At 58.6% G+C, this 20,880-nt stretch carries 23 protein-coding genes; all 23 read left to right on the top strand.

All coding sequences use genetic code 11. The features are described 5' to 3' along the window. Nucleotides 1-115 precede the first annotated feature (115 nt). Entirely contained in the window at nucleotides 116-595 is a 480-nt protein-coding gene (locus ACCD02_RS24585; protein ID WP_413307810.1) for a phage terminase small subunit P27 family, read from the top strand. Then, entirely contained in the window at nucleotides 595-2,322 is a 1,728-nt protein-coding gene (locus ACCD02_RS24580; RefSeq protein WP_413307808.1) for a terminase large subunit, read from the top strand. The genes ACCD02_RS24585 and ACCD02_RS24580 overlap by 1 nt, the downstream gene beginning before the upstream one ends. After that, nucleotides 2,319-2,516: a hypothetical protein gene (locus ACCD02_RS24575; RefSeq protein WP_413307806.1), complete on the top strand. Its 198-nt coding sequence runs from the start codon at nucleotides 2,319-2,321 to the stop codon at nucleotides 2,514-2,516. Before ACCD02_RS24580 ends, ACCD02_RS24575 begins: the two co-directional genes overlap by 4 nt. Continuing rightward, entirely contained in the window at nucleotides 2,516-3,727 is a 1,212-nt protein-coding gene (locus ACCD02_RS24570) for a phage portal protein (RefSeq protein WP_413307803.1), read from the top strand. The genes ACCD02_RS24575 and ACCD02_RS24570 overlap by 1 nt, the downstream gene beginning before the upstream one ends. Further along, nucleotides 3,705-4,358 carry an HK97 family phage prohead protease gene (locus ACCD02_RS24565; RefSeq protein ID WP_413307800.1) on the top strand — a complete coding sequence of 218 codons (654 nt, stop codon included), beginning with the start codon at nucleotides 3,705-3,707 and terminating at the stop codon, nucleotides 4,356-4,358. The genes ACCD02_RS24570 and ACCD02_RS24565 overlap by 23 nt, the downstream gene beginning before the upstream one ends. 10 nt (nucleotides 4,359-4,368) lie before the next feature. Beyond that, the gene (locus ACCD02_RS24560; protein WP_413307797.1) at nucleotides 4,369-5,571 is read left to right on the top strand and encodes a phage major capsid protein; all 1,203 of its coding nucleotides are present in this window, start codon (nucleotides 4,369-4,371) and stop codon (nucleotides 5,569-5,571) included. Nucleotides 5,572-5,614: 43 nt separating this feature from the next. Further along, nucleotides 5,615-6,040 (top strand): HeH/LEM domain-containing protein, encoded by a 426-nt coding sequence (locus ACCD02_RS24555; protein ID WP_413307795.1) that lies wholly within the window; start codon nucleotides 5,615-5,617, stop codon nucleotides 6,038-6,040. 1 nt (nucleotide 6,041) lies between these two features. Next, entirely contained in the window at nucleotides 6,042-6,350 is a 309-nt protein-coding gene (locus ACCD02_RS24550; RefSeq protein ID WP_413307792.1) for a head-tail connector protein, read from the top strand. Then, nucleotides 6,347-6,667, top strand: coding sequence for a phage head closure protein (locus ACCD02_RS24545; protein WP_413307789.1), 321 nt, complete (start codon nucleotides 6,347-6,349; stop codon nucleotides 6,665-6,667). Before ACCD02_RS24550 ends, ACCD02_RS24545 begins: the two co-directional genes overlap by 4 nt. A 9-nt stretch (nucleotides 6,668-6,676) precedes the next feature. Then, entirely contained in the window at nucleotides 6,677-7,099 is a 423-nt protein-coding gene (locus ACCD02_RS24540; RefSeq protein WP_413307787.1) for an HK97-gp10 family putative phage morphogenesis protein, read from the top strand. Further along, nucleotides 7,096-7,482, top strand: a complete 387-nt coding sequence (locus tag ACCD02_RS24535; RefSeq protein WP_413307784.1) for a DUF3168 domain-containing protein — start codon at nucleotides 7,096-7,098, stop codon at nucleotides 7,480-7,482. The genes ACCD02_RS24540 and ACCD02_RS24535 overlap by 4 nt, the downstream gene beginning before the upstream one ends. Before the next feature lie 68 nt (nucleotides 7,483-7,550). Then, nucleotides 7,551-8,021, top strand: a complete 471-nt coding sequence (locus ACCD02_RS24530) for a phage tail tube protein (protein ID WP_413307782.1) — start codon at nucleotides 7,551-7,553, stop codon at nucleotides 8,019-8,021. Nucleotides 8,022-8,095: 74 nt separating this feature from the next. Beyond that, nucleotides 8,096-8,452 carry a hypothetical protein gene (locus ACCD02_RS24525; protein ID WP_413307779.1) on the top strand — a complete coding sequence of 119 codons (357 nt, stop codon included), beginning with the start codon at nucleotides 8,096-8,098 and terminating at the stop codon, nucleotides 8,450-8,452. 23 nt (nucleotides 8,453-8,475) lie between these two features. Beyond that, nucleotides 8,476-8,724, top strand: a complete 249-nt coding sequence (locus ACCD02_RS24520; RefSeq protein ID WP_413307777.1) for a hypothetical protein — start codon at nucleotides 8,476-8,478, stop codon at nucleotides 8,722-8,724. Nucleotides 8,725-8,786: 62 nt separating this feature from the next. Then, nucleotides 8,787-9,140 (top strand): hypothetical protein, encoded by a 354-nt coding sequence (locus ACCD02_RS24515; protein ID WP_413307774.1) that lies wholly within the window; start codon nucleotides 8,787-8,789, stop codon nucleotides 9,138-9,140. Nucleotides 9,141-9,197: 57 nt separating this feature from the next. Continuing rightward, nucleotides 9,198-15,485 (top strand): tape measure protein, encoded by a 6,288-nt coding sequence (locus ACCD02_RS24510; protein WP_413307772.1) that lies wholly within the window; start codon nucleotides 9,198-9,200, stop codon nucleotides 15,483-15,485. Continuing rightward, on the top strand, nucleotides 15,482-16,384 hold the full coding sequence (locus tag ACCD02_RS24505) for a hypothetical protein (RefSeq protein ID WP_413307769.1): 903 nt from the start codon (nucleotides 15,482-15,484) through the stop codon (nucleotides 16,382-16,384). Before ACCD02_RS24510 ends, ACCD02_RS24505 begins: the two co-directional genes overlap by 4 nt. A 42-nt stretch (nucleotides 16,385-16,426) precedes the next feature. Next, nucleotides 16,427-18,097, top strand: a complete 1,671-nt coding sequence (locus ACCD02_RS24500; RefSeq protein WP_413307766.1) for a hypothetical protein — start codon at nucleotides 16,427-16,429, stop codon at nucleotides 18,095-18,097. Then, nucleotides 18,094-18,603: a DUF4376 domain-containing protein gene (locus tag ACCD02_RS24495; RefSeq protein WP_413307763.1), complete on the top strand. Its 510-nt coding sequence runs from the start codon at nucleotides 18,094-18,096 to the stop codon at nucleotides 18,601-18,603. Before ACCD02_RS24500 ends, ACCD02_RS24495 begins: the two co-directional genes overlap by 4 nt. A gap of 66 nt (nucleotides 18,604-18,669) precedes the next feature. Further along, nucleotides 18,670-19,095 (top strand): cell wall hydrolase, encoded by a 426-nt coding sequence (locus ACCD02_RS24490; protein WP_413307761.1) that lies wholly within the window; start codon nucleotides 18,670-18,672, stop codon nucleotides 19,093-19,095. Then, complete coding sequence (locus tag ACCD02_RS24485; protein ID WP_413307757.1) at nucleotides 19,092-19,409, top strand: DUF6527 family protein; 318 nt, start codon at nucleotides 19,092-19,094, stop codon at nucleotides 19,407-19,409. Before ACCD02_RS24490 ends, ACCD02_RS24485 begins: the two co-directional genes overlap by 4 nt. Then, nucleotides 19,394-19,885 (top strand): DUF1353 domain-containing protein, encoded by a 492-nt coding sequence (locus tag ACCD02_RS24480; RefSeq protein ID WP_413307754.1) that lies wholly within the window; start codon nucleotides 19,394-19,396, stop codon nucleotides 19,883-19,885. The genes ACCD02_RS24485 and ACCD02_RS24480 overlap by 16 nt, the downstream gene beginning before the upstream one ends. A gap of 161 nt (nucleotides 19,886-20,046) precedes the next feature. Further along, on the top strand, nucleotides 20,047-20,814 hold the full coding sequence (locus ACCD02_RS24475; RefSeq protein WP_413307751.1) for a DNA adenine methylase: 768 nt from the start codon (nucleotides 20,047-20,049) through the stop codon (nucleotides 20,812-20,814). The last annotated feature ends 66 nt before the right edge of the window (nucleotides 20,815-20,880 follow it).

The raw sequence follows: 20,880 nt of genomic DNA, 5'->3' as shown, positions 1-20,880 counted from the left end.
TAATGATTCTCAAATGGCGGAGGGGGGAGGGAAAAACTTCCGGATCTTTTGCTCGGAAATGGTCCATCCCATCGTTCTTCTGTCGCCGCGAAATATAAAGTTCAGGAGTTAGCCGATGCCGGGGGTTGCGGGACGGTCGGGCCGTCGTCCGAAACCCACGGCCCAGAAGGCGCTGGCCGGTAATCCAGGCAAGCGCGCGCTGAATAAGCATGAACCGGATTTCTCCCTGGTCAACGACATTGACCCGCCGGATTGGTTGAGCGAAAACGCTCGCCGCGTGTGGCAGATGATTGTCCCACAGCTCTGCTCCGCGAAAGTTTTAGCCCTGACCGATCTGCATAACGTCGAAGCGTTTTGCACGGCCTACGGCAACTGGCGTCTGGCTCAAGACTCAGTCCAGCAGTTCGGTATCGTGGTCACGTCCGCCCAGGGTAGCCCGATTAAAAACCCGGCGCTCACCGCCGCAAACGAAGCGATGCGCCAGATGGTCACCTTTGGCTCGATGCTGGGCCTGGACCCGGCCAGCAGAACCAGAATCATCGGCGGTAATAAGCCGGAGCCTACCAACCCGTTTTCAGACCTGCTGAGTACCTGATGGCCAAAACCGCCCACGCCAACGTCGATAAGGCGATGGTTTGGGCGAGGTCAGTCCTGAAAGGCAAGTTTCCGGCGTGCCGGTACATTCACCAGGCCATCGAACGGCACTTCGACGACGTCTCCAAGAGTCGGTCGAAAGATTTTTCGTTCAAATTTGACCCGGCCAAGGCCGAGAAGAAGCTGAAATTTATACAGCTTCTACCGCACACGAAGGGCGAATGGGCCTACAAGCGGCAACTGATCACCCTAGAGCCGTGGCAGTTGTTCGGCCTGGCCTGCACCTTCGGCTGGGTGAGGAAGAAAGGCGCCCACCGCCGGTTCCGCGAAAGCTACTGGGAAGTGCCGCGCAAGAATGGCAAAAGCGTGATTGCCGCCGGTGTCGGCTCCAGCATGTTCGTGATGGACAAGGAGTTCGGCGCCGAGGTCTACGCCGGCGCGACGAGTGAGAAGCAGGCTTGGGAGGTATTCCGCCCTGCCAAGCTGATGATTCAGCGCTCCCCGATGCTGATCAGGGCCGTTGGCATCGAGATCAACGCCTCGAATATGAACATCCCGGCCGACAACAGTCGGTTCGAACCCTTGATCGGGGACCCTGGGGACGGTGCATCGCCCAGTTGCGCGATCATCGACGAATTCCACGAACACGAAACCGCAGCTCTTTACGACACCATGCTCACAGGCATGGGCGCCCGACGACAGCCGCTGATGTTCATCATCACCACGGCCGGGGCGAACATCGAGGGACCGTGCTACGACAAGCGCCGCCAGGTGCTGGAAATGTTGGACGGCACGGTGCCGGACGATGAGCTTTTTGGCTACATATGGACCCTGGACGAGGGTGACGACTGGACGGACCCGAAGAATCTGGCGAAGGCCAACCCCTGCATGGGGGTTTCGGTGTTTCAGGAGTACCTGGAGAGCCAGCAGCAGCGTGCAATCCGCTCGGCGCGGTTCACCAACACGTTTAAAACCAAACATCTCAACGTCTGGGTGAGCGCCAAATCAGGTTTTTTCAATCTGCAGAGCTGGAAAGCGTGCGAAGACCTAAGCCTCAACCTGGAGCAGTTCGAGGGGCAGGAGTGCAATCTCGGGCTCGACCTGGCCCGCAAGCTGGATATGAACTCGATGGCCCGGCTGTTTTGGCGCGAAATCGACGGGAAAATCCACTATTACAGCGTTGCGCCACGGTTTTGGGTGCCAGAAGACACGGCCTTCAATACCGACAACCGCCGAATGTTCGAGCGCTTCCAGGCCTGGCTGAATGCGGGCTACCTGTACACCTCGCAGGGCGCAGAGATCGACTATCGGGACATCCTCGAGGAGTGCAAAGAGGCCAACAAGCTGGCGCCAGTGCGCGAAAGCCCAATTGACCCGCACGGTGCTACCAACCTCAGTCACCAGCTGGATGACGAGGGGCTTTCGCCGATCACGATTACCCAGAACTACACCAACATGTCCGACGCCATGAAAGAGCTGGAGGCGGCGATTGAATCTGGCCGGTTCCACCACGACGGCAACCCGATCATGACGTGGTGTATCGGCAACGTGATCGGCAAGTTCCTGCCCGGCAACGACGACGTCGTGCGCGCGATCAAGCAGGGTAATGACAACAAAATCGACGGCGCCGTGGCGCTGATCATGGCTATCGGTCGAGTCCTAGCAGGCGCGGCGCCAGAAGACTCCCTCTCTGACCACATTGTTAAACACGGAATTCGAACCCTATGACCGAACAAGTAAGCGAGAAGCCCTCAAGGCTGGCGCTGCTGGCCAGTGCTGCGCCTGATTTGGTGGGCGTGCTTGGTCTTTGCCTGCTTACTCGTGGCCTGTGGGCTGGCTGGGGCGAGGCCGTGGCGCTCTCTGTGTGCGGCGCTGTACTACTGAGCCTGGCTGTCGTTTCCGTCGTACGAGGGGATCGCTGATGCTGCGATCCCTCTTCGGTCGTAAGAGCGACCCTCAGGCCATCGATACATCTGAAAAGCTGGCTCGGGCACTGGGGTCAGGCTACGACACAAATAGTGGGCAGCGCGTGACTACCACCAGCGCATTGCAGCAACTGGTGGTATTCAACTGCGTGCGCGTCCTGTCTGAATCCATCGGCATGCTGCCTTGCACCCTTTATAAGCAGACCGATAAGCAGCGGCTGCCAGCCACTGGGCATAGGCTTTACCCGCTGCTGTCCATGGCTCCTAACGGCTATATGACCTCCCAAGAGTTTTGGGAGATGTTGGTAGCCTGCCTATGCCTTCGGGGCAATTTCTACGCCTACAAGGTTATGGCCCTGGGCAATGTCGTTGAGCTGTTACCGATCAATCCGGACTCGGTAAAGCCGAAGCTCAAGGATGACTGGACCGTTGAGTACTCGGTCAACTTCAGTAGCGGTACCGAGGTGCTGACCCAGGATGAAATCTGGCATGTTCGGCTGTTCACCCTGGATGGATTGAATGGGCTGAACCCTATCGCCTATGCCCGTCAGGCGCTGGGCCTCGGCCAGGCCATGGATGCCCATGCGGCGAAGCTGTTCACCAATGGTGCGGTGGCCAGCGGTGTGCTGGCCACAAGCGAGAAGCTCACCGACGAGGCATTCAAGCGTCTGAAGGACCAGTTCAACGGCGAGCACATGGGCGTGGCAAATGCTTACAAGCCCATGGTGCTGGAGGCTGGCTTGGACTGGAAGCCAATCAGCCTAAATGCCCAGGATTCGCAGTTCATCGAGTCGAAGCGATTGACTGAGGCCCAGCTGTGCGGCTTGTTCCGTGTGCCGCCACATCTGGTGGCCAACATGGAAAAAATGACGCTGAACAACGTTGAAAACATGGGCATGAGCTTCGTGAACTACTCGCTTGTGCCGCTGATCACCCGTATTGAGCACCGGGTCCAGGTCGGCCTGCTCAATGAGCGGGACCGGCTCACCCATTACGCCAAGTTCAACGCCGGCGCATTGATGCGCGGCGACCTGAATGGCCGCTACACCTCGTACGGAAAGGGTATTCAGTGGGGCATTTTGAGCCCCAACGACTGCCGCGAGCTTGAAGACCTTAATCCCCGCGAAGGCGGTGACGTCTATCTCACCCCGATGAACATGACCACGAATCCAGAGGCTGCCACCAATGCAGACAAAACAGCGCCTTGACCTGCCGCTGACCATCAAATCGGTCAGCGATAGTGGCGAGTTCGAAGGCTACGGCTCGGTGTTCGGCGTGGAGGACAGTTACGGGGACGTCGTGGTCCGCGGTGCTTTCGACGCCACCCTGGCGCGCTGGAAAGAGAAGGCCCGACTGCCTGCAATGCTCTGGCAGCACAACATGAGCGAGCCGATCGGTGTTTATACCGAGATGCGCGAAGACGACACCGGGCTTTACGTCAAGGGTCGACTGCTGATCGATGACGACCCGCTTGCCAAGCGCGCCCACGCGCACATGAAGGCAGGCAGCCTCAGCGGTATGTCCATCGGATACATGCTCGATGACTACGAGTACGACAAGGAAAAAGGCGTCTGGATTCTGAAGGCCATCGACTTGTGGGAGGTGTCCCTTGTCACCTTCCCGGCGAACGATGACGCCCGAATCACCGACGTGAAATCTCTGCTGGCGCGCGGGCAAACACCGCCGCCGAGCAAAGTGGAGCGAGCCCTGCGAGAGGTAGGGTTTTCCGGCTCCCAGGCCAAGGCTTTCATGGCCAAAGGCTACGGCGCAGTTTCACCGCGAGAGGCGGATGCCGACGACGCATTGCAATCCCTGAAATCACTTATTGAACGACTGTAAGGAGCCTCTCATGGCTGTTGAAAAGAAAGATATCGATGAAGTTGCCGAAGCGCTGGGCAAGAAATTCGACGAGTTCAAAGAAAAGAACGACAAGCGTATCGATGGCCTGGAGTCCGAGAAGGGCAAGCTGTCCGGCCAGGTCGACACCCTGAACGAAAAACTGGGTGAGCTGGACGGTTTGAAAACCGCGTTGGAAAAAGAGCTGGCCGATATCAAGCGCCCCGGTGGCACTGGCACCAAAGCTGCCAGCGAACACAAGGCCGCGTTCATGCAGTTTGTGCGAAAAGGTATCGATGCCGGATTGGGCGAGCTGCAGGCCAAGGCCCTGCAGGTGGGTGTCGAGGCCGATGGCGGCTACGCGGTACCGGAAGAGCTGGACCGCAACATCATCACCCTGCTGCACGATGTATCCCCGATGCGCCAGGTGTGCAACCAGATCACCGTAGGCACCAACGATTACAAGCGCCTGGTCAGCCAGGGTGGCGCCGGTTCTGGTTGGGTCGGTGAGACCGCCGCCCGCCCAGCGACTGGAACCCCAACGCTGAGTCAAATCTCTGCCTTCATGGGCGAGATTTATGCCAATCCCCAGGCCACGCAAACCAGCCTCGATGATATTTTTTTCGATGCTGAAGGCTGGTTGAACGGCGAAGTGGGTCGTGAATTCTCCGAAAAAGAAGGCGCCGCCTTCCTGCTCGGCGACGGCACCAATAAGCCGAAAGGCCTGCTGGCGTATCCGCTCGCAGCCACCGGTGATGACACGCGTGCGTTCGGCACTCTGCAGAAGCTTGTGAGTGGTGCAGCGGGCGCATTCGGTGGTGACAAGTTGATCGATCTGATTCACTCGTTGAAGGCCGGTTACCGCGCCAATGGCAAGTGGATGATGGGCAACCTGACAGTGGCCTATGCCCGCAAGCTCAAGGATAGCGAGGGCAACTATTTGTGGCGCCCGGGCCTGGAGGCTGGCGCACCGTCCAGCTTGCTGGGCTATGGCATCACTGAAAACGAAGACATGCCCGACGTGGCGGCAGATGCCAACGCCATCGCGTTTGGCGACTTCAAGGCGGCCTACACCATTGTCGATCGCATCGGCACTCGCGTGCTGCGCGACCCCTACACCAACAAGCCCTACGTCGGCTTTTACACCACCAAGCGCGTCGGCGGCATGCTGACGAACTCTCAGGCGGTGAAGATCCTGACCCTCAGCGCGGCGTAATCATGGTGGGCGTCTCCGGGCGCCCGAACCTCTGGAGATTGTTATGCCAAAGATTCTCGTTACCCAGGCCTTTCCATTCGCCGTGGAAGGCAATCACGTAGTGCAAGTGGAGACCGGCGAGCAGGATGTTTCCGAACGCTGCGCTCTGGTTGCTGTTGATCACTTGAATGTCGCCACGTATCTCGGTGAGCGGCCGCTGCCTGGTCTGCGGGCGGACGGTCCGACCATCCTCGAGTTTATCGAGGCTGGTTACCAGGCCATCAATTACCCGCCTGAGGGTTATGCCTCCCGCAGCTCTCAGGAAGAGATCGATGCCGCCATCCAGGCCCAGAAGGAACTGGAAGACAACGTTGATCCGCTCAAAATGACGGTGCCCAAGCTGAAAGAATGGCTCACCGCCAAAGGCATTGAATTTGATGCCGGCGCGAATAAGGAAGCGCTGCAAGCTCTGGTGCCAGGAAATGCTTGATATGGCCGTCGTCAAAGCCCACCTGCGCGTGGATGGCGACGATGACGACGCATTGATCCAGGCCTATGTCGATGCGGCGTTCAGCGCCTTCACGGTCTGGACCAATCGAACTTTGGTCGACCCTGGCGATGCGCTCCCCGACCCGATTGGCAGCGCCATGCTGCCGACCAAGGCAGTAGAGCAGGGCGCTCTGCTGCTGGTCGGGCACTGGTATGCAAATCGCGAATCGACGGTGGTGGGTGTGACCGCAGCCGAGCTGCCGCAATCCACCAACGCGCTTTGGCGTCCATACCGGTGGGTGAATGTATGAGAGCCGGCCCCCTGCGTCACCGATGTTCGCTACAGAAGAACCAGCGCTCCCCGGATGGTATGGGCGGCGGCGCGATAGCCTGGGTTGAGCTGCGTAAGGTTTGGACTGAAATCACCATGCCTACCGGCCGTACGCAGGTTGTGGCTCAGCAGATCACTGCTGATGTGACTGCCGAGATCCGCTGCCGACCTGCTGCGGATCTGGTGGCGGGCCTGCGCTTGGTGCACAAGGGCACCACGTACAAGATCGAGGCCGCCTTGCTCGATAACGCGAACAGCATGCTACGACTGCTGTGCTCGAACGTAACCAATCCCTGAGGTACTGACATGGCCCGGCGTTCCAAGGGTGATTTCAAGCTGCGCGGTCTTCTGCGCCGTATCGGCAACCAGATGGAGAGTGACCTGCGCCCGGCGATGGTCCAGGCCGCCAACCTGGTGCTGGCTACACAGCAGGAGCTGATACCCGTCGACGATGGCGATGCCCGAAACACATTGAAGGCGTTCGTTTCGAAGAGCGGTCTGGATGCGCAGATAGGGATTCGAGGGAAGCGCGATAACCGCAAGGTCTTCTATGTCGTCTTCCTCGAGCGCGGTACCAAGCAGTATCAGCGCGGCAATACGATAGTTGCGCCACGGCCGGCGCACCCATGGCTTCGGCCTTCCATTGACCTGAATCGTGACGACATTGCCCGCCTGATCAAGTCGGCCATTGCCAGCACGCTATCGCGAGCCGCACAGGAGGCGCGATGAGTGACCCGACGTTGGCGCTACAAAAGGCGCTCTATGCCCGGTTGTCAGCGTCAATTTCCTGCCCGGTCTACGACGATGTGCCGCAGGACGCGCCGATGCCCTACACGACCTTTGATCGCGAGTTCTCCCGGAACACCACGCCGATATCGGGCAAGGATCGGCAGAACCGCCTGTTCTACCTGTCCGTGTGGAGTAATTACCCTGGTCAGTTCGAAGTGAAAAAGATCATGGCCGAAATTTACGCGGCAGTTAACGAGCAGCCACTGGCGCTTGAGGTTGGAAGGGTTATTTCTGCCCGCGTCACGCGCTCCGACAGCACGCGCGAGCCTGATGGCCGGACTTACATGGGCAGCGTCACGCTACAAATCATCACCCAGCACTGATATTGCCGAGCAACACCAGCACCCGCCATTGAGCGGGTTTTTTCGTTTCATCCGCCCTGGAGGGCAACATGGCTATTAAAACTTCTGCCGGTATCACGCTCAAAATCGGGCCGGCGCACAACGTTACCTACGGCGAAGATGCCGATGGCCGTACCGCAGCGGTCACCGCGCTGAAGGCGCTCACATACAAGGAAATCGGCGAAGTCGAAGATGCTGGCGAACTGGGCGACGAAGCTTCTACCGCTGACTTCACCGCGCTGGCCAACCGTCGCAAGCGCAAAGTAAAGGGCACCTTCGACGCGGGCACCCAGCAAGTCACCCTCGGCGAAGATCCCGCCGACGAAGGCCAGGAGGCCATCAAGGTGGCGCTGGCCAGTGATTCGAACTTCGCCGTCATGATGGACTACGGCGACGGCACCGCTGATTACTACCTGGTCCAGGTGTTGAGCTTCCGCAAACAGATCGGCAGCGCCGATTCCATCCGCAAGGCTTCGGTATCGCTGGCGATCAACTCCGCTATCTACGAAGACAAGCCGTAACCCGCCCGGGGCTTCGGCCCCGGCATCAACCTCATTCCTCTCCCGAACCACTCAGACCCTCAAGGTAAAAACACATGTCCAAGACTGACCACGGCACCGTTGAAGCAATCGTCGGCGATAACTCGTACACCCTGACCTTCAAACTGAAGGCAGTGAAGCGCATCGAGCGTGTGTTCGGCGGCATCCTGCCTGCCATGCAGGAAGTGCAGAAATTCAACCTCGGCGCCATTACACAAGTCATCGCGGCCGGTGCCGACCTGGTGCTCAAACCCAAGGAAATCGAAGCGCTCGAAGAAGAAATTTACGCTGCCGGTATCATCAGCGTGACCCCGCCTCTGATTGAATTCCTGTCTGCGCTGCTGAATCCGGCGGCCAAGGCTGCCGAGCAGATCGACGCCGCTGCCGATTCGGCGAAAGGCGCAAAAAAGTAAATCGCCCTGAAAACGGCAGCTATGTGGACGAGTTGTTTGGCATAGCCACCGGCTGCCTGGGTTGGCCACCGAGCGAAGCTTGGTCGACGCCGGTCCCCGAGATACTGCTGGCGTGGGATGCGAAGGTCGAGTTTCTACGCAGTACCAACCCCTTCGGTTCAGGCGGCAAGAAGGCGGGGCCGCCGCCACCGCCGGAAAACGAAAGCCAGGACGAGAAGCGCGAACGCATCAGAGCACAAATGAATGCGTTCAAGGCGCGCAGCCATGGGTAATGGTTAAAACGGCGCCGTTGGTGCCGTTTTGATAATCTCGGATTTTTCCAGAGGGATTTCACATGAAATGGATTGCGCTTGCAGCGTCCGCGCTGCTTTGTGGTTGTGCAGCTACACCGAACGATTTCACCGATTTTGAAAAAATTCAGGCATCTAAGGTCAGCCTGTACGAACTGGGTGAGAACGCGCCAGCGCATAAGGCCCTGGGCAAGGTAGAAAGCAATTCCTGCGACAGCAAAACTACGGCTCGGTATGCCGGTAGCCGGGAAGAGGCGGAACTGGTCCTGAAGCTTGAGGCTGTGCGTCGTGGTGGCGACATGGTCATTGGCTATAGCTGCTCGACCAAGGCTGTCGACTGGGTGAGCAACTGTTGGGCATCCCAGCGCTGCGAAGGAATGGCCGCAAAAGCCAACTGATAAAGAATTTTGAATAAACCCACTTCGGTGGGTTTTTTTTCGCCCGGAGAAAAGTACATGGCAGGTCAAGAAGTCCAGGGGATGCTGATCCGCCTTGAAGCTACGACGGCGCAGCTTCGTCAGGAGATGTCCCGGGCGGACGCGACAGTAGCGCAGGTTTCCGGGCGGATAGATTCGCAGCTTGGCCGGGTCGACACCGCGTTTGATCGGGTTGGGCAGAGTGCTCGAGCCGCCGGCGACATGGTGAAGACAGCTCTTGCCGGTGCTGTCAGCGCTGCGGGCCTGAGCGAACTGCTGCGGCACGCAGAGGCCTACACCACTGTTTCTAACCGGCTGAAGTTGGTCACCTCCAGCGCTCAAGAGTTTACTGCCGCGCAGCGCGCCGTGTTCGATATTGCCCAGCGTTCCGGTCAGCCACTGACAACCACGGCAGAGCTTTATCAACGGATCGCCACGAACCAGAAAGAGCTGAAGCTTTCCGGCCAAGGTGTGGCCGGGATCGTTGAGACCATCGCGAAAACGATGGTCATCAGTGGATCTTCGACCGAATCAGCGAACGCCGCATTGATCCAGCTGGGGCAAGCGTTCGCGTCAGGCGTGCTGCGTGGCGAAGAACTGAACAGCGTCATGGAGCAGGCCCCGGCGCTCGCCCAGGCAATCGCAAAGGGGATGGGCGTGTCTGTGGGCGCTCTCCGCTCGCTCGGCGCGGCAGGGCAACTTACCGCCGATTCTGTGGTGAAGGCGCTGCAGGCCCAAGCCACCGCCGTGAACGAGCAGTTCGGCAAAATGCAGAACACCGTGAGCACGGGCATGACCCGCCTGGACAACTCGGCCACGAACCTGATCGGCAAGTTCGACCAGGCGACGAGCACCAGTGCGCGACTTTCCGATGTTCTGACAGGTATGGCGAAAACACTGGATTCGGTGTCGGCGGACAGCACGTCGTTTGCGGATACCGTGGAGCGCGTCTCGAACGTGGCTGAAACTCTGGCAGTGGTGATCGGGGCCCGCCTGGCTGTATCCGTGGGGCAGGGCGCAATTGCCTTTGTCGCGGCTACGAAGGCCTCCATTGAGCAGACAGCCGCACTGGTCCGGGCTACTGTCGCTGCGGACGCCGCTCTGGTCGCTGACGCTGCCAGCGCCAAGCAGGCCATGCTGACAGCCGTCGCGCGGCAAGCGGATGCGAAAGCTTTGCTCGAACGCGCCAATGTTGAGCTCGCGACGGCTGAGCAGAAAGTCGCAGCCGATCGCATGCGCCAAGCCAGCGAGGTCGGTAACCTGCAGGCTGTTCAGGCCGCGCTTGTCGCCGAGCGCGCGCTCGAGCAGCAACGCCTCCGCGCGCAGATAACTGATACCGGTCGTGCTCAATCCGTTGCGCGCCTGGCCGAGCTGCGCCAGTCCGAAGTGTTGATCATCAACCAGGTAAAAGCCGCCGAGCTCGTTTTGGCAGAGACCACGGTTGCCACGTCCGCCGAAATTCAGGCCGCCTACAAACTCAGGGCGACCGCTGCGGCTGGATATGCTGAAACTGCGCTTGCGACCAATCAGGCAATCGCCCTTTCCGATAAGGCAACCGCCGCCGCTGGCGCTACGTCGAGATCCGTTGGCGCTATGTCAGCTGCGGGAAGCGGCCTTTTAGGTATCCTGACTGGGCCTGTCGGCCTTATCGCGACGGCTGGTCTGGTTGCGCTTTCCTTCTTCCATTTTGGTAGCGCCGCAGATACTGCGACGCAATCGTTGATCGATCAGCACGCCACCATCGACGAGTCGATAAAGAAATACGGCGAACTTGGCGCGGCTACTCAGCGCGTTCAAAGGCTCACCTGGATTGATCAGCAAAAAGATGCGCTCAAAGAGGCCAGCAGTGCGCTGGACGATTACACTTACAAGGTCGAGCGGGGCATTGTCTTTCCTGACGCGGATGCCGAAAAATTCCGGGCAATGATCGATGAGGTGAAGAGCGGCAAGCGTGAGCTCAGTAGCGTCACCTCTTGGATTGAGTCAACGATAAAGCTCTATCCTGAGTCCGAAAAGGCCCTGGCCAAACTAACTCAGACGTACGATGACAGCACCAAAAAAGCGGGTGATCTTGGCAAGGTTCTTGGCGTCGTAACCTCTGAATCTGACGGAGCCACCAAGGCGACCACAGGTCTGACGGCAGTTCAACAAGCATCGTCCGGACAAAGCGCCGCGAATGTCGCTGCATGGGATAAGTATTATTCCCAGCTCCTCAAAACGCGCGATCTGCTCGGTGCCAATACCGAGGCTGAAGCCGCGTACACCGCCGCAAGAATGGGCGCTACGCCTGCCCAAATCGCTGCCGCCAAGCTGATCGGTGAACAGACTGACACGCTGAAGGCCTATCAGGAGGCGATCAAGCAGAGCAACGAAGTCGAGAAAGCCGCTCTCAAAATCAAGCTGGCCTCGCTTTATGCGGCCGAAGATGCGCAGAACGAGGCCGCTGCCGCCCAGAAAAAGGCGTTGGAAGACACCGCCAAGGCTGCCGAGGCGAGCGCGGGCCGCCAGGTGACCGCGATGCAGCAGGTCATTGATCAGACGCTGCGGGTCGTGAATGGGCAGAACCTGCTGTTGGTCCAGCCCCAGCAGCACCAGAACTTGTCGGGTGCGTCCCTTCTGACGTTCGGCGGCGCAACGCCAACTGCGCCGGTCGTGCCAAAGGCTTCGCCCGACGAGCGCGCGACGGCCGCTATTGCCCAGCTCGACGCAACCACTGAAGCCAACAAGCGTGTCGATAAAGCGGCGAACGCAGCCGCCGCCGCGCTCAAGGCCCAGGCCAAAGCGCTGGACGACCTGCTGGCCAAGTCCGGTATCACCACGCAATCCGCCAATGACATGGCCGATGCGTACCTGAGCGGCGCCGATAATGTCCGGGCAATGACGATCCAGCAGAAGATCGAAGAAGAATTGCTCAAGACCGGCGCCGGAGCGCGCGACAAGGTAACCAAAGCCATTAACGACATGCAGGATGCGGAGGACCGCCGGGACGTTGCCAAAGCTGCTGCCGCGATGCAGGTGGAAGTCGATCAACTGATTGCGCAGGCCAGGGCAACTTTGCAAGGGGCTGCCGCCATTGAGGCGTACAACGTCCAGAAAGCGATGCAAGCGGAGCTGACAGGCAAGAATATTTCAGTCGGCAGCAAGGAGTACGCACAGCTTCTCAAACAGACAAAGGCTCAGCAGGATGCCAATAAGGCACTGGATCAGGCGAACAAGGCGCGGGACATCGTTGACCGACTGAACCCCCAGATAAAACTGTTGCGCGATTACCGGGAAGAACAGGAAGCGCTCGGCAAAGCCATGGAGCTCGACGCGGATAATATCGGGCTCTATCAGGACGCGCTGAAAAAGCTCGGCAAGGAGTACGAAGACAACCAGTCGAAGCTGACGATATGGGGCAAGCTCACCGACGACGCCCTGAACCGCATTGACGAAGCTTTCGTCGATATGTGGAAAAACATCGGGCATGGCTTTTCTAACTTCAAAACCAGCCTGATCGACAGCTTCAAGCAGATGCTCGCCGAGCTTGCGAACGCGGCGATCACGAAGCCGATCATGATCAGCTTCATCAACTCCGTTACCGGCTCTAACAAGGCCGGTGGCATCGGTGAAGTCCTCGGGCAGATCGGCAACAATATTCAGTCATCCGGCAACATCGGCATAAGTGGTAGCGCTGCGCAGGGCGGGGCCGGCGTGATGCTTGATGATGCTGGCAACATCGTCAATTACAGCGGCACCGCATACAGCATTGCCTCTTCTAACTTTGGCGGTGCGCTTGCGCAGGGTTACAGCTCCGGTGGATTCAGCGGGGCGTACAACGGTGCCAGCAATTATTTGTCTGAAACGTTCAGCGGCACCCAAGGTGGCGCCGGCGTCATGCTCGACAACAGCGGCAACATCGTTGACGGCAGTAGCTTGATGGGGAAGGGCGCCAACTACGGTCCGTACCTGGCTGCCATCGCCGGCGCTCTGCAGGGCTACCAAAATGCGGGCGTAAAAGGTGCAGTGGGTGGCGCGGCCGGTGGTTATGCGGGCTATCAGGCAGGCGCAATGGTCGGTTCGTACTTCGGGCCAATCGGCACTGCCATTGGTGCGGCCATCGGTGCGGCATTGGGCGCTACGGTGGGCGGTAAGCTTTTCGGTACCGGCTGGGTCACCACTCAATCCGGCCTTGAGCTCGGTGTTGAAGATAACCAGGTCAGCGCGCAGCAGTACCAGTATCAGAAGAAATCCAAAGCGCTGTTCATGGGCACCAAGCGCCGTTACAAGTACAGCGCTGTGTCTGATGAGCAGCAAAAGATGCTGGATGACGCTTACGACACCACCCAACAACAGGTAATCGATGTTGTCGCCGCCATCGGCGTGGCAGCGGATCAAGGCACCTTCGCCGGGCTGGACATCGCGAAACAGAAAATATCTACCCAGGGCCAGACCGACGAACAGATCCAGGCTGCAATTGTGGCCTGGTTCGATAACGCCGCTGACCAGATGGTCCAGTACCTGGATAAGGGGACCGAAGGTTTCGGTTACTCGTTCAAGGAGCTGGCGCAGCGGGTGAATGTGTTTACCGCATTCAACGCCACGCTGGACACGGTCAACCAGAAAACCATGGCGCTCAGCGCGCACAACATGGAACTGGCCAACGCCATGGTCGAGGCATCCGGGGGCATTGAGCAATACACGGCGAACGCCGCGGCTTATTCGCAGAATTTTCTGAGCGCAACAGAGCAGGCCGACAAGTCCATTGCAGCGGTGCGTCAGCAGTTCAAGAATATTGGCATTGAGCTGCCGGACACCCGCAAAGCCTATAGCGACATGCTCGAAGCATTGGACCTGACCACTGAAACCGGTCAGGAAATGTTCGTCAAATTGACTCAGGGCGCCACCAACGCGGCCAACGTCTACCAGATCCTCGAGCAGCGGCAGCAGGCCTATTACGCCGCGTTCTATAGTTCTGCGGAAAACGGCGCCAGGTCTCTTGCCGAGATAACCAAGCAGTTCAAGGACGCCGGTATAGTCCTTCCAGCAACCAGGGCGGGTTATCGGGCGATGGTCGACGGCATCGACCAAACCACCGAATCAGGCAAGAAACTCTACGAGAGCATGATTGCCTTGGCCGGATCGGCAGACACCTTGTACACCGCGCAGGAAGGGGTAGTTAAGGCTCAGCAGGATCTAGTTGCCAGCGTTGTCAACAACGCCATGGGCGCGCTATCCAAGGCGGTCAGCGCCGAGAAAAACAACCTGACTGAGGCCTACAACGCCCGCGTCAGCTCTCTTAATGACATGGCGTCGACTGCGCAATCGAGTATTGCCGAGCTGACGACAACGGGCACCGCGCTGGAAAACGCGCTGAAGTCGCTCAACGGCACCTCGGACACAACCGTCAAGATGCTGCGAGCTCAGGCCAAAGCAACGTTGCAAAACGCTTTGGCCACAGCTCAGGGCGGCGGATCGCTGTCGGGTTTTGCTGGTCTGGACGATGCGCTGTCCACGGTCAGCAGCAACAGCACCGATATGTACGGGTCGCTCGAGGACTTTACGCGGGAGCAAGGCCGGACGGCCAACGTGGTCGCCCAGCTGAACGCGATCAACGGCGTGCAATTGACGACTGAGCAGCAATTGCTCAAGAGCATTCAGGGGCAGATATCCGACGCGAAGATACAGTACGACGCACAGATGGAAGTGCTCGATGCTCAGCTCGACACCGCACAGAAACAACTGGATGCGTTGAACGGCGTCGATAATTCAGTGCTGAGCGTTGCGGATGCGCTGAAAGCATTCAATGCGTCGGTACAGGCGGCTATCGCTGCGGCAGCGTCGGCAGCGAAACCCGTTGCGTCAACCGGCGGCAGTTACACCGGCGGTACTGGGAGTGCTGGCGCGCCGAGCTACAACGACATCAATGCCATCTATAACAGTGTGCTCGGGCGTGATGCCGATGCGGCAGGGGCGGTTTATTGGGGCGGTCAGGCCGGTTCTATGACGGCCGCGCAATTGGCCGCGGCGATCAAGGCGGACGCTGTCTCGAACGGTGAAATCAAAGGCTATGCCTCGGGCGGCTTTCACTCCGGCGGCCTGCGCCTTGTAGGCGAGAACGGTCCTGAGTTGGAGGTCACTGGACCGTCGCGGATCTACAACGCCAGCCAGACGGCCGCCATGCTGAACGGCGGCGACGACAACGCGGCGCTGTTAGCCGAGATTCGAGAGCTGCGCGCCGAGAATCAGCGCGGACAGTTCCAGATCGCCAAGTACAGCCAGAAAGTGGCGCAGTTGCTCGAGAAATTCGATAACGAAGGCATGCCACAGGAGCGGGATTACGCATGAGGCTCATCAAACCGGTGGAAATTTCCGAGGCGAAGCTGATCAGCAGCAACGTCCCCGAAAGCGACTACCCGGCCTGGTCGTCGACGGCCACGTACGCCATTGCCGCCCGGGTGCTGTTGAATCACAACATCTGGGAGGCGTTTGCGGCGGTGCCCGCCGGCGTCAAACCAGGTGAAGAGGTTGTGACGGCAACGGCTCCGGCCAAGTGGCAATTGATCGGCGCGGACAATCGCTGGCGGATGTTCGACGCCAAGGTCGAATCGCTGACCACGAACGCCGGTACGATCACTGTTCGGCTGAGGCCTGGCGCCGTCGTTAACTCGCTGGCGATGTTCAATGTTGCCGGGCGCACTGTAACCGTCACCATGGTGGATCCTGTGGAAGGGGAGAGATACCGGCGGGTTATTAGCTTGGTTGATGGCGGCGTGACCAACTGGTACGACTATTTCTTCTCTGAAATAGATGTCCGGACTGACCTGGTGCTGCTGGATATGCCCGCCTATGGGACTGCTGACATTCTGGTGACAGTAGATGCGGGCTCAGGTACGGCGGCTGTCGGGCATATCGTTGTCGGCGCCTGGAAGAAACTCGGCGACGCGCTTTACGGCAGCTCTGTCGGTATTAACGATTACAGCCGAAAGTCCACCGATGATTTCGGAAACACGTCTGTAGTTCGGCGCTCGTACTCGAACCGGGCCGATTTCGACATTGCGCTGGAAACGGCACAAGTCGCGAAGATTCGGCGTCTACTGGCAGATCAGCGCGGCATCCCTACAGTTTGGGTTGGCGAGGAAACCTATGAGGCGACGATTCTTTTCGGCTTCTACAAAGACTTCAACATAGTTCTGGCGGGGCCGAAGTTGTCTTCGGGAACAATCACTGTCGAAGGGCTTGTGTAGCTGTTCCAGCATTTGAATATTAAATCTTGAAGGAATTAATTTATGGCGACTCCAGTGATTGCCGCGCTTCCTCTTGCCCCGACGCGCGGTGACGGCCCCGACGATTATATGGTTGAGGCTGACGCATTTACCGCCGCTTTGACGCCGTTCAGCATCCAGGTGAACACGGCAGTAAGCTGGATGGCCGATACCATGGCCGCGACCCTCGATTACAAGAACGCTGCTGCGGCTAGCGCAACGGCATCATCCAACTCTGCAACGCAGGCAGGGATGAAGGTTGTGGCGGCGGCTGAGCAGGTAGCGCTGGCTACGACTCAGGCAGGCAACGCCGCGACGTCTGCCAGCAACGCCCAGACATATGCGGCAGCAGCCCAGGCGGCGGTCGGTGCGCCGACGCTGGTAGGCAACAAGAATAAAGTTTTGACGGTTAAGGCCGACGAGTCCGGCGTGCTTTGGCGCGCTGTAGGGCAGCAGATCGGTGACGTTATGCTCAGCCTCAATCCACCAGGCGCTGAGTACAAATTGGCTGATGGGGCTACTTACCTTCAGGCTAGTTATCCTGACTATATAGCCAAAGTAGGCTTGATTCCGCCTAACCCCCCTACAGCTTACGATAGTACCTTACCGGCATTATCTACTGGCTTCACAAAAGCTAGCATGGCCATGGACGGCACCGGAACCTATCTTGTTATCGGAGGAGTTGACAGCTCCAGTGGGGTTGCTAGGTTAGAGCCTTATAAAATCGTATCAGGTGTAGCTACCAAACTTGCTACCATTATTACTACTAGTACAGGCTACCCATATTTATCCTTTAGCGCAGATGGGGTTTACTTGGCTGTAGCCTACGGGGCTACGTCTCCCTATTTAGAAGTTTATAAGCGATCTGGGGATTCCTTCACCAAGCTTACCTTGCCTGCACTGACACAAGGTGGTAACTCATGCACCTTTTCTGATGATGGAGTGTATTTAGGCATTACTTACAATGTCAGTCCATATTTCGCAGCGTACAAAAGAACCGGGGATACGTTCACAAAATTAACCACCCCGGTTGTGGGTGCTACTGCTCTTGTTGGCCAGATGGCGGTGTCTGCTGACGGCGTTTATTGGGCGATTTCCACTGGTGTTTCAGGCCCTAACCTTGCAGTAGTTAAGCGAACTGGAGATGCGTTTGCCGTCGTTACGCAAGTCGTTGGCGTTAACGGGGCATTTAGCGCTATGTCTATGAGTAAAGATGGCAGCTATCTGGCTTGTATTGTACCCAACAATCCAGTGGCGTTTATCTATAAAAGATCAGGTGATGCCTTTGTTTACCAGCAGCAGGTGAATAATGTTAACGGCACCAACGCTATGTCAGTTATGTTTAGTCCAGATGGTAAGTACCTTTATTCAGGCGACTCCGCCGGATTCTATGTCTACAGAAATGTAGGCGAAACTTTCGGCAGGCTGACAGGGCCTGGTGTTGTCAATGCAGGAAGCACCAGCTTTTTGTGTGGGCACTTCGACCCCGCTTACTTTAAGTCTTTCGTGGTTGGATATACTCAGAACGGCGCTAATCTTTTCATGTTTAAAGACACGTACCCATTCAACCCTCTAACCGAGTTCCAGGTACCTAATTTCGCCGCTACTGGCGGTACTCCTACTACTGCTAACACTGCAACCAACACCCTTTACCCGGCGGTGAAAGCTTACGTCAAGATGAAGGAGCCTGCATGATCACGGTCTACCAGTACGACTCGCTTGGTGTGTACTCAGGCAAGATTGATATCGATCCTGAGGACGCCCTGCCGCCTAACAGCACGTCTATGGCCCCTCCCAAAACCACTGGCAACAAGGTGGCCCAATGGGCGGGCGGCGTGTGGGTGGTCTTGGCAGGGCCGCCGTCGCCGCCAGCCCCGGACTGGCCCAGCTTGATCGCCGCTCGCCGCTACACGGCAGAGATGGCCGGGACGGTTGTACAGGGCTTGGCCATTGCCACCGACGACCGCAGCCAGGGGCTGATTACCGGCGCCGCCCTGGCCGCGATGCTAGATGCCGATTACACGATCAAGTGGAAGACCGCTGACGGTTTCGTCGAGCTTACCGGCGCTCAGATCATCGGCGTGGCGTCGGCGGTCCGTGCGTATGTGCAGGCGTGCTTCGACCGCGAGGCCGATCTGCTCGCCGCCGTGGCTGACGGGTCGATCACCGAGGCCATGCTCGACGATGGCTGGCCAGCCTGACGCATCGACTACAAATTTCAGCTACCCCGACCGCCTTGTGCGGTTTTTTTGTGCCTGGAGAAAAGCATGGCCGTTACTGAGAAAGACCGAGACACCCTTGCCCGAACGCTCTGGGGCGAAGCCCGCGGCGAAAGCCTGGCCGGGCAGATTGCCGTGGGCTGGACGATCCGCAACCGCGTGAACGACGGCAAGGATAAATCCTGGTGGGGCGAGGGCTACGCGGGTGTCTGCCTGGCGCCATCGCAATTCAGCTGCTGGAACAAGAACGACCCGAATTATCCGTTTCTGTCCGGCGCCCGGGATATTCCTTTCCGGGAACTGGCGCAGGCGCGGGGGGCCGCTGACCAGGTGATTGACGGCAAGCAGACAGACCCCACCGGCGGCGCTACCCACTATTACGCCACGACGATGACCAAGGCCCCGGCCTGGGCGGCGAAGGCGAAGCAGACCCTAGCCCTTGGTCATCACGTCTTCTTCAAGGATGTGCCATGACGATCAAAACCATAAGTCGCTGCCTGGGCCAGGCCAGCGACGGGTCACTGTGGTTCTTCTGCAACGGCTGCAACCTGCCGCACAGCTTGAACGTTGGCGAAGGGGCCGGTCCGCGCTGGGGCTACAACGGCAACGCCGAGGCGCCGACTTTCACGCCTTCCGTCCTGTCGCGTTATGGGGTGCATGGCAAAGATGTGGTCTGCCATTCGTTCGTCACTGATGGCCGAATCCAGTACCTGGGTGACTGCACGCATGCGCTGGCAGGGCAAACGGTCGATTTGCCAAACTGGGAGGAGTCATGGGCGAATTGGTAGGTAAATTCATCGACCCGCTGATCCTGCAGGCCTACGCGAAAGGGGAGTGGGTGCTTGCCACCGACTTCCGGTATCAGGCCGTCGACGGCACGATCTACACCGCTCCGCGCTACTTCATCACTGATCTGGCATCAACGCCATGGCTAGTCACGCCGCTGCTCCAGGGCATCGAGGACCGGGCCTGCGGCGTGATTCATGACCTGCTGTACTGCCAAAACGAGCTGCCCCGGCAAGAGTGCGATGCGTTGTTCCAGCAGATGCTGCTGGCGCTGGGGGCTGATCGGCGCCGGGCGTGGCTGATGTATGTCGGCCTGCGAATCGGGGGCGGGCGCCGGTATGCGGCCTGCGCTGGCGGAATGAAGGTCGAGGACCTGGCCTTCGAATTGATGGGGGATCAGGATCGGATCGCCTGGACCACGCAACTGGCGATCACGCACAAGGCTCTACCGCGTGCTAATGCAGATCAGCAAAATTAAGGCTTCACATACATAAAAGAAGCGATCGACAGGATGCGTCAACATCCATGCCGACCGCCAAACCGCAGACTATCCCTGCAAGTCCGGCCAAGGCTCCCCGCTCTGTGCACAAAGCGCAGCGAGCCTAGCACCTGTTTATTCATACAGTAAAGGCTTGCAAAATGACCAACCCGATTGTTCCGTGGATGGGCGGCAAACGCCGCCTTGCAAAACCCCTTCTCGCGCTCTTTCCTGAGCATGAGTGCTATGTCGAGGTCTTCGCCGGCGGCGCCGCCTTGTACTTCAAGCGTGCCGAACCCGCCCGGGTGGAGGTGCTCAACGATATCAATGGCGATTTGGTAAGCCTGTACCGGGTGGTGCAAAACCACTTGGAGGAGTTCGTGCGCCAGTTCAAGTGGGCGCTGAGTTCGCGGCAGGTTTTCGAGTGGCAGAAAATGACCAGGCCCGAGACCCTGACGGATATTCAGCGGGCCGCACGGTTCTTTTACCTGCAGCAGCATGCCTTCGGAGCGAAGGCGACTGGGCAGACTTTCGGTACCGCCACTACGGCGCCAGCCATCAATCTGCTGCGTATCGAGGAAAATCTTTCCGCCGCGTGGCAGCGCTTGGCGGGGACGTACGTCGAAAACCTACCGTGGCTGAAGTGCGCGGAAAAGTACGATCGGCCTCACACCCTCCACTACATGGACCCGCCTTATTGGAAAACGGCGGGCTACGGCGTGGACTTTGGCCTGGATCAGTATCAGCTGATTGCTGACTTCATGCGCCGGTGTCAGGGCAAGGTGATGGTCAGCATCAATGACCATCCCGAAATCCGCCAGGTGTTTGAAGGGTTCCGATTTGAAACCCTCGGCATCCGCTACTCGACTGCGAACCCACGGAAGGGCCAGGCCGAGGTCACGGGAGAGCTGGTGATAATGAACTGGTAAATGTATAGGCCTACAAACGAATCGCTGTGCATTGCTGGCCGGCGGTTCGGATGCCAGACTCCATTG

This window comes from Pseudomonas sp. Pseusp88 (assembly GCF_047303955.1).
Taxonomy (GTDB): Bacteria; Pseudomonadota; Gammaproteobacteria; order Pseudomonadales; family Pseudomonadaceae; genus Aquipseudomonas.
The sequence above is the reverse complement of the archived record's forward strand: the minus strand, read 5'-3'. Positions and strand labels throughout refer to the sequence as shown.